At 70.8% G+C, this 13,226-nt stretch carries 9 protein-coding genes and 1 pseudogene; 7 read left to right on the plus strand and 3 right to left on the minus strand.

Annotated features, from left to right (window positions below; translation table 11 throughout):
- The 3 genes from AWZ10_RS28020 to AWZ10_RS28030 all read left to right on the plus strand — a co-directional run.
- Window positions 1-840 (plus strand): phytoene desaturase family protein (locus AWZ10_RS28020; protein WP_482258119.1); only part of this gene is annotated, 840 nt, incomplete at its 5' end.
- A 482-nt stretch (window positions 841-1,322) separates the two neighbouring features.
- Window positions 1,323-2,435 (plus strand): NAD(P)H-dependent flavin oxidoreductase, encoded by a 1,113-nt coding sequence (locus tag AWZ10_RS28025; RefSeq protein ID WP_046703065.1) that lies wholly within the window; start codon window positions 1,323-1,325, stop codon window positions 2,433-2,435.
- Complete coding sequence (locus AWZ10_RS28030; protein ID WP_079104460.1) at window positions 2,432-4,012, plus strand: acyl-CoA synthetase; 1,581 nt, start codon at window positions 2,432-2,434, stop codon at window positions 4,010-4,012. The genes AWZ10_RS28025 and AWZ10_RS28030 overlap by 4 nt, the downstream gene beginning before the upstream one ends.
- Window positions 4,013-4,034: 22 nt before the next feature.
- On the opposite strand, the gene AWZ10_RS28035 is transcribed toward AWZ10_RS28030, so the two are convergent.
- Together AWZ10_RS28035 and AWZ10_RS28040 are read right to left on the minus strand one after the other, a co-directional pair.
- The gene (locus tag AWZ10_RS28035) at window positions 4,035-4,850 is read right to left on the minus strand and encodes an SAM-dependent methyltransferase (RefSeq protein ID WP_046703067.1); all 816 of its coding nucleotides are present in this window, start codon (window positions 4,848-4,850) and stop codon (window positions 4,035-4,037) included.
- Window positions 4,851-4,948: 98 nt separating this feature from the next.
- A complete protein-coding gene (locus tag AWZ10_RS28040) occupies window positions 4,949-7,369 on the minus strand; it encodes a penicillin acylase family protein (protein ID WP_060892354.1) in 2,421 nt (806 codons plus the stop codon).
- A gap of 232 nt (window positions 7,370-7,601) precedes the next feature.
- Here AWZ10_RS28040 and AWZ10_RS28045 point away from each other — a divergent pair, with 232 nt between their 5' ends.
- The 3 genes and pseudogenes from AWZ10_RS28045 (at window position 7,602) to AWZ10_RS53965 (ending at window position 10,418) form a co-directional block, all read left to right on the plus strand.
- A complete protein-coding gene (locus tag AWZ10_RS28045; protein ID WP_060892355.1) occupies window positions 7,602-9,101 on the plus strand; it encodes an acyl-CoA synthetase in 1,500 nt (499 codons plus the stop codon).
- A gap of 120 nt (window positions 9,102-9,221) precedes the next feature.
- Window positions 9,222-10,055: pseudogene (locus tag AWZ10_RS28050) on the plus strand (alpha/beta fold hydrolase); the annotation flags it as partial.
- A 12-nt stretch (window positions 10,056-10,067) separates the two neighbouring features.
- Window positions 10,068-10,418, plus strand: coding sequence for a DUF6193 family natural product biosynthesis protein (locus AWZ10_RS53965; RefSeq protein ID WP_276145722.1), 351 nt, complete (start codon window positions 10,068-10,070; stop codon window positions 10,416-10,418).
- Window positions 10,419-10,495: 77 nt separating this feature from the next.
- On the opposite strand, the gene AWZ10_RS28055 is transcribed toward AWZ10_RS53965, so the two are convergent.
- Complete coding sequence (locus AWZ10_RS28055) at window positions 10,496-12,112, minus strand: acyl-CoA synthetase (protein ID WP_046703070.1); 1,617 nt, start codon at window positions 12,110-12,112, stop codon at window positions 10,496-10,498.
- A 212-nt stretch (window positions 12,113-12,324) separates the two neighbouring features.
- Between AWZ10_RS28055 and AWZ10_RS28060 the strand changes: the two genes are divergently transcribed.
- Complete coding sequence (locus tag AWZ10_RS28060) at window positions 12,325-13,125, plus strand: crotonase/enoyl-CoA hydratase family protein (protein ID WP_046703071.1); 801 nt, start codon at window positions 12,325-12,327, stop codon at window positions 13,123-13,125.
- Window positions 13,126-13,226 lie beyond the last annotated feature (101 nt).

The raw sequence follows: 13,226 nt of genomic DNA on the forward strand, positions 1-13,226 counted from the left end.
CGCGCGGCGGGTGCCGTGATCGCCACCGGCCACGAGGCACGGCGGATCGCGACGGACGGCCGGTCGGCCGAGATCACCTACCGGACCGGCGACACGGAGGGCACCGTAGCCGCACGGCACGTCCTGGTGAACGCCTCGCCGCGGGAGCTGGCCGCGCTGACCGGCGACGAACCGCCCACCCCCGCCGAGGGCGCCCAGCTCAAGGTGAACATGCTGCTCAAGCGGCTCCCGAGGCTCCGCGACGAGTCCGTCGACCCGCGCGATGCCTTCTCCGGGACGTTCCACATCGCCGAGGGCTACGACCAACTGGCCGCCGCCTACGCCCAGGCCGCCTCCGGCGCGCTGCCCGAGGCCCCGCCCTCCGAGATCTACTGCCACTCCCTCACCGACCCGACCATCCTCGGCCCGGACCTGGCGGAACAGGGCTACCAGACACTCACCCTGTTCGGCCTGCACACGCCCGCGCGGCTGTTCGAGGCCGACAACGACGGCGTGCGCGAGGAACTCCTCAAGTCCACCCTCGCCCAACTGGACGCCCACCTCGCCGAACCCCTCGCCGACTGCCTGGCCACCGACGCCGACGGCCGCCCCTGTATCGAGGCCAGGACCCCCCTCGACCTGGAACGCGACCTCGGTCTCCCCGGCGGCAACATCTTCCACCGCGACCTCGCCTGGCCCCACGCCCAGGAAGGCACCGGCCGCTGGGGCGTCGAGACCCGCCACGCCAACGTCCTGCTGTGCGGCGCGGGAGCCGTGCGCGGCGGCGGGGTGAGCGGGGTCCCCGGACACAACGCGGCGATGGCGGTCCTGGAGGAGTCCGGGACGGGTGGCCGGCCGTAGAGCCGTAGGCAGGGCCGGCAGGTACATGGGCTGCGGCCATTGTCCGGTCGCCGGAACACCCCTGCCAAACAATTGGCCGTGCGCTGGAATCAGTGGTGCGAGCGGCGACGGGGGACCGTTCACGGGGGAAGCGCCCTGCTGATTGCCCGCGATCAGCAGGGCTGCCGCCCGCTCGCGACCCCGCGGTGCCCCGGTGCCACGCCCGGCCCCGTGACGGACCCGGACGGATGCTCCCGCGGGACGCCCTCGCCAGGCTGCCGCCGAAACATCCCGGCCGCCGAGCCCCTGCGCCTTCGCTCATGAAGCCAACTCGCACATCCACCCCCTGAGGGGCGCGGGGAACTGCGCGACCAGCCCCCGCAGACCCGCACCCGCCGTACAACCTCCCGTGGCACCCCCTCAAGCGCGCCCTCCCCGCCAAATCTGACGGAGCATCAGAAAAACCCTTCCCTCGTCCGGAGGACTACGGCATTCTGCGCACCATGCAGACGGAGCTGAGCAACAAACTCGGAGTCCAGTACGCCGTCTTCGGCTTCACGCCATTCCCCGCAGTCGCGGCAGCCATCAGCAGGGCCGGCGGCTTCGGGGTGCTCGGCGCGGTCCGCTACACGGCCCCCGACGACCTCAAACGCGACCTCGACTGGATCGAGGCCCATGTCGACGGCAAGCCGTACGGCCTGGACGTCGTCATGCCGGCCAAGAAGGTCGAAGGGGTCTCGGAGGCCGACGTCGAGGCGATGATCCCCCCGGCGCACCGGCAGTTCGTCCAGGACACCCTCGCCAAGTACGGCGTGCCCGAGCTGGCCGAGGGTGAGGCCTCCGGCTGGCGCATCACCGGCTGGATGGAACAGGTCGCCCGCAGCCAGCTCGACGTCGCCTTCGACTATCCGATCAAGCTGCTGGCCAACGCGCTCGGCTCACCACCCGCCGACGTCATCGACCGCGCCCACGAACAGGACGTCCTCGTCGCCGCGCTCGCCGGCAGTGCCCGCCACGCCCGCAAGCACGCCGAGGCGGGCATCGACATCGTCGTGGCCCAGGGCTACGAGGCCGGCGGTCACACCGGCGAGATCGCCTCCATGGTGCTGACCCCCGAAGTCGTCGACGCCGTCGCCCCGTTGCCGGTCCTCGCCGCCGGCGGCATCGGCAGCGGACAGCAGGTGGCCGCCGCCCTCGCACTCGGCGCCCAGGGCGTCTGGCTCGGTTCGCTCTGGCTGACCACCACGGAGGCCGAACTCACCTCGCCGCGGCTGATCGAGAAGCTGCTCGCCGCCGGCTCCGGCGACACGGTCCGCTCCCGCGCCCTCACCGGCAAACCCGCACGCCAGCTCCGTACCGAATGGACCGACGCCTGGGACGACCCCACCGGACCCGGCACCCTCCCCATGCCCCTCCAGGGGCTGCTCGTCGCCGAGGCGGTCTCCCGCATCCAGAAGTACGAGGTGGACCCGCTGCTCGGCACCCCGGTCGGACAGATCGTCGGCCGGATGAACAGCGAACGCAGCGTCCAGGCCGTCTTCGACGACCTCACCCGCGGCTTCGAGAAGGCCGTGGACCACCTCAACCGGATCGCCGGAAGGAGCGAGGGACAGTGAGCCAAGCCTCCCAAGGGCAAGCCCCGCAAGGCGGGCCTCCCCAGGGCTTCTGGGCGCAGGCAACCGCCGACCCCGACCGTACGGTGCTGATCGCCCCCGACGGCGAGGAATGGACCGCCGGACGTCTGCACGCCGAGACCAACCGGCTGGTGCACGGCCTGCGGGCCGCCGGACTCGAACGCGGTGACGCCTTCGCGGTGGTCCTGCCCAACAGTGTGGAGTTCTTCACCGCCTACCTCGCCGCCAGCCAGGCCGGCTTCTACCTCGTCCCCGTCAACCACCACCTCGTGGGCCCTGAGATCGCCTGGATCGTCTCCGACTCGGGCGCCAAGGTGCTCGTCGCGCACGAGCGGTTCGCCGAAGCGGCCCGGAACGCCGCCGACGAGGCCGGGCTCCCCGCGAGCCACCGGTACGCGGTCGGGACGGCCGAGGGCTTTCGCCCGTACGCCGAACTCCTGGACGGACAGCCGGAGTCGGCGCCCGGCGACCGCACCCTCGGCTGGGTCATGAACTACACCTCGGGCACCACCGGCCGTCCCCGGGGCATCCGTCGCCCGCTGCCCGGCAAGCTCCCCGAGGAGTCCTACCTCGGCGGCTTCCTCGGCATCTTCGGTATCCGGCCGTTCGGCGACAACGTCCACCTGGTCTGCTCGCCGCTCTACCACACGGCCGTCCTACAGTTCGCCGGCGCGTCCCTGCACATCGGGCACCAGGTGGTGCTGATGGACAAGTGGACGCCTCAGGAGATGCTCCGCGTCATCGACGCCCACCGATGCACGCACACCCACATGGTGCCCACCCAGTTCCACCGGCTCCTCGCCCTCCCCGCAGAGGTGCGTGCCCGCTACGACGTGTCGTCCATGCGGCACGCCATCCACGGGGCCGCGCCCTGCCCGGACCATGTGAAGCGGGCCATGATCGAGTGGTGGGGCGAGTGCGTCGAGGAGTACTACGCGGCCAGTGAGGGCGGCGGCGCCTTCGCCACCGCCGAGGACTGGCTGAAGAAGCCCGGCACGGTCGGCAAGGCCTGGCCCATCAGCGAACTCGCCGTCTTCGACGACGACGGCAACCGGCTGCCGCCGGGTGAACTCGGCACCGTCTACATGAAGATGAGCACCGGCGGCTTCTCGTACCACAAGGACGAGGGCAAGACGCGGAAGAACCGCATCGGTGACTTCTTCACCGTGGGCGACCTCGGTCTCATCGACGCGGACGGCTATCTCTTCCTCCGCGACCGCAAGATCGACCTGATCATCTCCGGCGGCGTCAACATCTACCCCGCCGAGATCGAGGCAGCCCTTCTCACCCACCCCGCCGTCGCCGACGCCGCCGCCTTCGGCATCCCGCACGACGACTGGGGCGAGGAGGTCAAGGCCGTGGTCGAGCCGGCCCCCGGATTCACGCCGGGGCCGGTGCTCGCCGAGGAGATCCTCGCCCACTGCACGCGCCGGCTCGCCGGGTACAAGCGCCCGAAGAGCGTCGACTTCACCGAGGCGATGCCCCGCGACCCCAACGGCAAGCTCTACAAGCGGCGGCTGCGGGAGCCGTACTGGGAGGGGCGGCAGAAAACCGTCTGAGGACCGGCGTCGCGCGCGTGCCTCACGGCTTGCGCGCGACCCCGCCCACCGCGATCACCTCGCCGGAGCCGCCGGACGCCGTCGGGTCCGGCCGCCAGTCGTTCAGCGGCACCACCCCCGGCGCCAACAGCTCCAAGCCGTCGAAGAATCCGGCGAGTTCGGCCGGGCTGCGCAGGTAGTAGGGCACCGCGCCGCTCTCGTTGTAGCCGCGGGTCGCCTCCGCGTTGGCCTCGTTCGTGTCCACGCTGTCGTTGAACGCGAGGTAACTCCCCGACGGCAGGGCGGCCATCAGTGCGCCGATGATCGAGCGCGCCTCGTCGTAGTCGGCGATGTGCCCGCTGACCTGCATCATCGTCAGCCCGACCGGCTGCGAGAGGTCCAGAGTCCTGGCCGCCTCCCGAAGCACGGTCTCCGGGTCGTGCAGATCGGATTCGATGTAGTCGGTCGCCCCCTCGGGCGTGCTGGTGAGCAGCGCCCGCGCGTGGGTGAGGACCAACGGGTCGTTGTCCACGTAGACGACCCGCGCCCGCGGGGCCACCCGCTGGGCGATCTCGTGCGTGTTGTCGGCGGTCGGCAGACCGGTGCCGATGTCCAGGAACTGACGTATGCCCGCCTCGGCGGCGAGGTGGGTCACCGCGCGGCCCAGGAAGGCCCGGGAATCGCGGGCCAGGTCGGTGATGCCGGGGAACACCGCGCGGAAGGCGTCGCCCGCCGCGTGGTCGACCGGGTAGTTGTCCTTGCCGCCCAGCCAGTAGTTCCAGATACGGGCCGAGTGCGGCACCGTCGTGTCGATCAGGGCGGTCGAATCCGTCACCGGACGTAACGAGTCCTGCGTCACCGGGCGGCCTCCTCGAGAAAAGCGGTGATATGCCAATGGCATGGTGCTGACAGAGGAATGGTGCCGCCCCGAGCGGGGGCGGCACCACATCCCTCGACTCATTGGCTCACACGGACCACCTTCAGCTTCGGTGAGGACAGGATGTCCTTCTCGCAGAAACGGGACGTCACCCACTTCTCCGCCGAGAACAGCCGCGTCTGGTCCAGGTGGTGCGGCGAGTTCGGGTTGGAGGACTGCGAGTACGTCAGCAGCGTGCGGGCCACCGGGCAGCGGCCGCCGTCCCAGCCGACCGCCTGGATATGGCTGGAACCCGACGAGACCTCCGCGTAGACGCCCTCGGCCGGGCGCCACGGCGACTCGATCTTGTTCCACACGCCCAGCGACTCCGTGCCCCCGGGCACCGGGATCCGCAGGCCGTTCCGTTCGACGAACTGGTGGTCGCCGAGCTTCGCGTCCAGGGCCACGCCCGCCGCCCGTAGATCCTTCACCGTGTCGGCGAGGGCCGTGGCGAAGCCGGGCGCGTCCGTGTTCAGCGTGTTCGGGGTGTTGACCGGGTCGGCCGCGGAGAAGGGCACCTTCCAGAACTGCGCGCGCGGCACCACCGTGTTCAGCCGCCGCCAGAACCGGTCGAAGAGCAGCGCGCCCTCGCTGTCGGTGTTCGTGGTCCGGTCCCACGCCTTGAACACACCGCACGCCCCGGACACGTCGACGACCGTGCCGTCACTGCCCGTCGCCGTGCCGCCCGGCAGCGCGGCACATGCGAGCGCCACGTCGTCGACGGTGAGATCCGCGGCGGGCACCCGGTTCGCGAACTGCTGCCGCTGGAGGTCCCGTACGGTGAGTCCGCCCTTGTCGGCCATCGCCGCCACGTCCTCGATCGCGCCGCGCGTCCGCATCGACCGCTGCGTCCCGAGGTTGCCGAAGACCCGCTCGTACCCGGTCAGCGGCCGGTCGGCGTTGGCCAGCCACGCGCTGTCGTTGGAGTTCTCCGCGTACGGCGCGTCCTTCAGGGTCGGCATCTTCGCGGGCCCGAATATCCCCGGCTGCACGGCGTCGGCGTCGCTGCCGAGCGCGCAGTCGGAGCGGGAGCCGTCCAGGATCGCGACGCCTGCCGACGGATACGTGGCCTTGCCCAGCGGCGTCGAGCAGCGGGCGGCGAGGTCGTCGGTGATCCGGGGGAGTGTCTGCGACTGCGTGAACAGGGTGTGTCCCGCGGAGTCCGCGGCGATCGTGTTCACCCAGGGCAGGCCCTGGTGCCGGGCGAGGGACTTGAGGACGTCCGCCGTACCGCCCGCCCTGGCGAAGCCCAGCGAGGTGTCGGTGAAGCGGATGTTCGCCGCGTTGGGGTCGTTCAGGGCGTACGCCGTCCCGGCCGTCCAGGGCAGCGGGAGGTCGGCGCCGAGCGAGGTGACGACCGGGCCGTACCGCGTCCACCACTGGGCGCGGGTGACCGGGGTGCCGTCCTTGACGCCGACGGTCACGGTCCGCTTCGTCATCCGCTCCGGCCTGCCGTCCACGAGATACGTGGTCGGGTCGGCCGGGTCCAGCGTCAGCTGATGGATGTTCATGGGGACGCCGGTCGCCACGGTGTGGCTCCACGCGACCTTCGCGTTGAAACCGATCTGCGTGATCGGTGAGCCGAGCAGCGACCCGCCGGAGACGTTCAGCTCGCCGGGGATCGTCTGCTGCGCCTGCCAGAAGCGGCGCCCGCCGGCCCATGGGTAGTGCGGGTTGCCCAGCAGCAGACCGCGGCCGTTCGCCGTCGTGTCACCGCCGAAGGCGACCGCGTTCGACCCCATGTCCGCGTTCGATGCGTCGAACAGCTCGCTCGCGGCGCGGGCGGCGGCCTTCGCGTCCGGGGTGGCGGCGGCCGTGTTCGTGGAGCCGGAGGCGGGCGGCTGCGCGGTGGTGATCGCGTCCACGAGCCGCCCCTCGCCGCCGAGTACGGCGAGGGCGTACGCGCGGGAGAACACGTCGAGGGTCGTGACCGGCCGCACCCAGGCGGCGCCCTTGCAGGCGGGGTCGGTGATCCGGTTCTTCTTCAGCCACGCGTTGTAGCCGGCCGCCCAGCCCCGCATCAGGTCCTTGACGGCGCGGCTCGGCCCGAGCGGCTCGGGCCGGTCCAGCAGCCGCTGTACGGTGCCCGCTTCCCGGACGCCCTGGAAGTACAGGTCGCTGGTGAGGTTCTTGCCGGCGGAGGAGAGCGAGAAGTCGGGCGCCGCGTCGGGCCCGAAGTGGCGGGAGCGCTCGCCCTTCACGGTCACGAACCCGTCGGCGAGCACACACACCTGGTCGGCGGCCTGCGCCCAACCGGTGCCGAAGCCGAGGTTCGCATAGTCCTTCGCGACGATGTGCGGGACGCCGTACTCGGTGTAGCGGATCACGGCGGACAGGCCACCGTGGGACGTGCGGTGCCCACTGTTCCGCGCGTCGTCGGCGGCGGTGGCCGAGGGCAGTACGGCCGAGGCGGTGAGCAGGGCGACGGCGGAGACCACCAACTGTCTCAGGCGGGTGCGCATACAGGCTCCCAACATCGTTGAGGAAAAAGATGGTTGAGCGTGTCGACACGTGTCTGCGTAGTCCATACGGGTGATGGATCTTTCCTCAAGGTGACTCACCGATCGATGGTCGAGGTTGAGCGACTTCCCGCCACGTGTGCCGGATTCCGGTGGTGCGGGTGGTTCGCTTGACCTCGCTCGCGCGACGGAACGAGGATCGGGCGTCGGAAACGTGGACGAAGGAGCGGGAATCATGACGGCTGGCCGCAGCGTGACGGTCGACGGGACGTTGCGGCGCAGCGCCCGGCGCACCCCCGCCCGCGTCGCGATCCACTACGGCGAACGGTCCTGGACCTACGCCGAACTGGACGACGCGGTCTCCCGCGCGGCCCGCGCCCTGCGCGACACCGGACTCGGGCCCGGCGACCGGGTCGCCGCCTACGGCCACAACTCGGACGCCTACCTCATCGCCTTCCTGGCCGCCGCCCGCGCCGGCCTGGTCCACGTCCCCGTCAACCAGAACCTCACCGGCGACGACCTCGCGTACCTCCTCGACCAGTCCGGCAGCACCCTCGTCCTCACCGATCCCGACCTGGCCGGGAACCTTCCCGAGGGCACCCGCACCCTGCCGCTGCGCGACGCGGACGACTCGCTCCTCGCGCTCCTCGCCGACACCGAGCCGTACGACGGCGAGGAGCCCCGCGCCGAGGACCTCGTCCAGCTCCTGTACACCTCGGGCACCACCGCGCTCCCCAAGGGCGCGATGATGACGCACCGCGCCCTGGTGCACGAGTACCTCAGCGCCATCGCCGCCCTCGACCTCCAGGCGGGCGACCTGCCCGTGCACTCCCTGCCGCTGTACCACTCCGCGCAGATGCACGTCTTCCTGGTGCCGTACCTCGCGGTCGGCGCCACGAACACGATCCTCGACGCACCCGACGGCGACCGCATCCTCGACCTGGTGGAGGAGGGCCGTGCCGACAGCTTCTTCGCCCCGCCCACGGTGTGGATCGCCCTCGCGGGCCGCCCCGACTTCGACACCCGCGACCTCAGCGGGCTGCGCAAGGCCTACTACGGGGCGTCGATCATGCCGGTGCCCGTCCTCGAACGGCTCAAGGAGCGCCTGCCCAAGCTCGCCTTCCACAACTGCTTCGGGCAGAGCGAGATCGGTCCGCTGTCCATGGTCCTCGGCCCGCACGAGCACAGGGGCCGCATGGACTCCTGCGGACGCCCCGTCATGTTCGTCGAGGCCAAGGTCGTCGACGAAAACGGCGAGGAGGTGCCCGACGGCACTCCCGGCGAGATCGTCTACCAGTCGCAGCAACTCTGCGAGGGCTACTGGGAGAAGCCGGAGGAGACCGCCGAGGCCTTCCGCGACGGGTGGTTCCACTCCGGGGACCTCGCCGTGCGCGACGCCCACGGGTTCTTCACCGTCGTCGACCGTGTGAAGGACGTCATCAACTCCGGGGGCGTCCTGATCGCCTCCCGCCAGGTCGAGGACGCCCTCTACACCCACGAGGCGGTCGCCGAGGCCGCGGTGATCGGCCTGCCCGACGACCACTGGATCGAGGCCGTCACGGCGGTCGTCGTACGCCGTGGAGCGGCCACGGAGGACGAACTCATCGCCCACGCCCGTGAGAAGCTCCCCCACTTCAAGGCACCGAAGAAGATCCACTTCGTGGAGGCACTGCCGCGCAACGCGAGCGGGAAGATCCTCAAGCGGGAACTGCGGGACCGCTTCGCACAGACCTGACGCCGCCCGGGGCCGGCCGCGCGGCCCGAGCCGGCGCTCGTCGGCGAACGTGGATGCGGTGATGTCGTATGCCGTGAACTCCGTTGCGGCGGACGTCACCCGGCCACGAAGATCGACGCCATGCCGACCTTCACCGCGCCCGACGGAACCGAACTCGCCTACCACCTGCGCGGCGAGGGCGACCCGCTCGTCGTCCTCCCCGGCGGAGCCATGCGCGCCTCCGCCTACCTGGGCGACCTGGGCGGACTGACCGCCCACCGGCGCCTGGTGCTGCTCGACCTGCGCGGCACGGGCGACTCCGCGATCCCCGCCGATCCGGCGACATACCGATGCGACCGGCAGGTCGACGACGTGGAGGCACTCCGCGCCCACCTGGGCCTGGACCGCATGGACCTCCTCGCCCACTCGGCCGGCGGAAACCTGGCCACGCTCTACGCGGCCCGTCACCCCGAGCGGGTCTCCCGCCTGGCGCTGATCACCGCCACCCCCTGGGCGGTGGGTCTGCCGGTGACCGTCGAGGACCGCCTCACCGCGGCCCGCCTGCGCAAGGACGAACCGTGGTTCGCCGAGGCGTACCCGGCCTTCGAGGCGGCCTGGACGGGGCGAGGCCCCTTCGACGACGCCATGATGCCGTTCTTCTACGGCCGCTGGGACGACGTGGCCCGCGCCCACATGGCCGCCGACGAACGGCAGACGAACGACGAGGCGTCCGCCGTCTACGGTTCCGCAGGCGCCTACGACCCGCCCGCCACCCGCGCCGCGCTTGCCGAACTGGCGGCACCGGTCCTCGTGTACGCGGGCGAACTCGACACCGGCCCGACCCCGGAACTTGCCCGACGCGTGGTCGGGCTCTTCCCCGAGGCGGAGTTCTCGGTCCAGCCCGGCGGCGGCCACTTCCCTTGGCTCGACGACCCGGAGTGGTTCGTACGGCGGGTCACGGCCTTCCTCACCGGTGAGGAGTCAGTGGTGGAGCGGACCTGGCGCATGCTGCTGGAGCGCCACCCCGATGCGCGCCGAGGTGATCCCGAGCTGATCGAAGCGGCGTACGCCGAGCCGAGGCTCCGTCAACTGTTCCCGTTCCCCAGCCACGGCTGCCTCTCCTTTCACCGCAACACGGACTCCCCCCTGAGCTGCGACCTGCCTTTCATCGCCGGCGGCACGACGACCCACACGGTCTACGCCGCCGGTTATGCCGCGAAGCTGGGCGAGACGCGGACCGCGCGGGAGGCCGCCGCACTGGTCGTGGCCCATCTTCCGGACGACTGCGGGCCGGCCGTGGAGGGGCCGTGGCCGGAGGTGGACAGCGGCTCCCGGTAGCCGGGACGGGTCCCTGTCTCGCGGACTCCTCTCGTGGAGCCCGACGCTCTCAGCCGTCAGCCGTCAGCCGTCAGCCGTCAGCCGTCAGCCGCCGCCACCGACCGCGCCCAGCGGTAGTCCGCCTTGCCGCTGGGGGAGCGCTGGATCGTGTCCGTGAGGACCAGCTGGCGGGGGATCTTGTAGCCGGCCAGGCGGGTACGGCAGTGGGTCTGGATGTCCTCCAGGGACGGCTGGGCGGCCCCCGCGCGCAGCTGCACCACGGCGGCGACATGGTTGCCCCAGCGGGCGTCCGGCACCCCGGCCACCAGCGCGTCGTACACGTCGGGGTGGGCCTTGAGGGCCTGTTCGACCTCCTCCGGGTACACCTTCTCGCCGCCGGTGTTGATGCACTGCGAACCCCGGCCGAGGACCGTGACGACTCCCTCCTCGTCGACGGTCGCCATGTCGCCGAGGAGCACCCAGCGCTCGCCGTCCCGCTCGAAGAAGGTCTCGGCGGTCTTCCTCGGGTCGTTGTAGTAGCCGAGGGGGACATGGCCCCGCTGGGCGACCCGGCCCGGCACACCGACCGGCACGGGTTCGTACGTCGCCGGGTCCACGACCCGCGTACCGGAGTGGACGCGGATACGGAAACCGTCGCCCGCGCCGGAGTCCGCGGTCGCCGTGCCGTTGAAGCCGGACTCCGACGAACCGAAGTTGTTCAGCACCATCGCGTTCGGCACCAGGGCCTGGAACTGCTGCCGGACCGTCTCCGACATGATCGCCCCGGAGGACGACACGCTGAACAGGGATGAGCAGTCCGTGTCCCTCATCGGGCCGTTGAGCGCGTCGATGAGCGGCCGCAGCATCGCGTCGCCGACCAGCGACACACTGGTGACCTTCTCCTTCTCGATCGTCCGCAGGGCCTCCTCGGGCACGAACTTGCGGTGGATCACCACACGCTGGCCGAAGTTGAACCCGATGAACGCCGTGAGCGTGGACGTGCCGTGCATCAGCGGCGCCGTCGGGAAGAACGTGATCCCGTCACCACCGGCCGCGACCCGCTCGGCCAGCTCCTCCGGCGACTTCACCGGCTCCCCGGTGGGGGCGCCACCGCCCAACCCCGAGAAGAACAGATCCTCCTGACGCCACATCACCCCCTTGGGCATGCCCGTCGTACCGCCGGTGTAGATGATGAACTGGTCGTCGCCCGAGCGTGCCGGGAAACCCCGCTCGGCGGACGCGGACCCCACCGCCTCGGCGAAGTCGACGACGTCGAGTGCGGGCGCGTCCGGCGCGGGGGTCCCCACCCGCACCAGATGCCGCAGCTTCTCCGTCCGCGGCAGCGCGGCCGCCACCCGCCCCGTGAACTCCGAGTCGAAGACCAGACCGGCCAGATCCGCGTCCCGATAGAGGTAGACCAACTCGTCTTCCACATAGCGGTAGTTGACGTTGACCGGCACGATCCGCGCCTTGAGGCAGCCGAGCGCGGTCTGCAGATACTCGATGCCGTTGTAGAGATGCAGCCCCACATGCTCGCCGGGCGCTATCCCGCTGTCGAGCAGATGATGTCCGACCCGGTTGGCCGCGGCGTCCAGCTCCGCGTACGTCAGCCGGTGTTCCGCGCCCGTACCGGGGACGTCGAGATACGCGAGCGCCGCCCGTTCGGGCACCACGTCGACGACCGACTCGAACAGGTCGGCAAGGTTGTACTCCACCGCGCTCCTCCTGACCCCGGACGTGACCGACACGCGTGCCGTAAACGTCGGTTCGCCGGTCATCAGAGCAAAGGGCGCCGTGACTGTGAAGGGCTAGCGCACAAGAAATCTGACTGTGTGTCAGAAAACCCTTGTACTGACTCCGCGCCTCCTGCAACCTGTTCTCGTTCCGGAGACGGAACCCGTGTTCGCTCTGCCGGACGGAGGAAGCGATGGGTGGTACGGAACACCTGACCGTGCGGCGCGAAGGCGCCACACTGGTGCTCACGCTCAACAGGCCCGAGGCCAAGAACGCGCTGTCGCTGCCGATGCTCGTCGGCCTGTACGACGGCTGGGTCGAGGCCGACGAGGACGAGGCGATCCGCTCGATCGTCCTCACGGGAGCCGGCGGTGCCTTCTGCGCCGGCATGGACCTCAAGGCCCTCGCGGGCAAGGGCATGGAGGGACAGCAGTACCGGGACCGGCTCAAGGCCGACCCCGATCTGCACTGGAAGGCGATGCTCCGCCACCACCGGCCGCGCAAGCCGGTGATCGCCGCGGTCGAGGGGTACTGCGTCGCGGGTGGCACGGAGATTCTCCAGGGCACCGACATCCGGGTCGCGGGTGAATCCGCGACCTTCGGCCTCTTCGAGGTCAGACGCGGGCTCTTTCCGATCGGCGGCTCCACGGTGCGTCTCCAGCGGCAGATTCCGCGCACTCACGCGTTGGAGATGCTGCTCACCGGGCGGCCGTACAGCGCGCGCGAGGCCGCCGGGATCGGGCTGATCGGGCATGTCGTGCCTGACGGCGCGGCCCTGGCCAAGGCGTTGGAGGTCGCTGAGCAGATCAACGCGTGTGGGCCGTTGGCCGTGGAGGCGGTGAAGGCGTCCGTGTACGAGACGGCCGAGATATCCGAAGCGGAGGGGCTGGCCGCCGAGTTGAAGCGGGGGTGGCCTGTCTTCGACACCGATGACGCCAGGGAAGGGGCTCGGGCGTTTGCTGAGAAACGGCCGCCTGTGTACAGGCGGGCGTAGGTGTTGTGCCCGGCGCGGTTGTTCTTTGGCTGCGGTCGGTCGCGGCTGGTCGCGCAGTTTCTCGCGCCCCTGAAAAGCGGGGCGTGTCCGTGCCCCTCTGC

The sequence above is a fragment of the Streptomyces europaeiscabiei genome, assembly GCF_001550375.1.
GTDB lineage: Bacteria > Actinomycetota > Actinomycetes > Streptomycetales > Streptomycetaceae > Streptomyces > Streptomyces europaeiscabiei.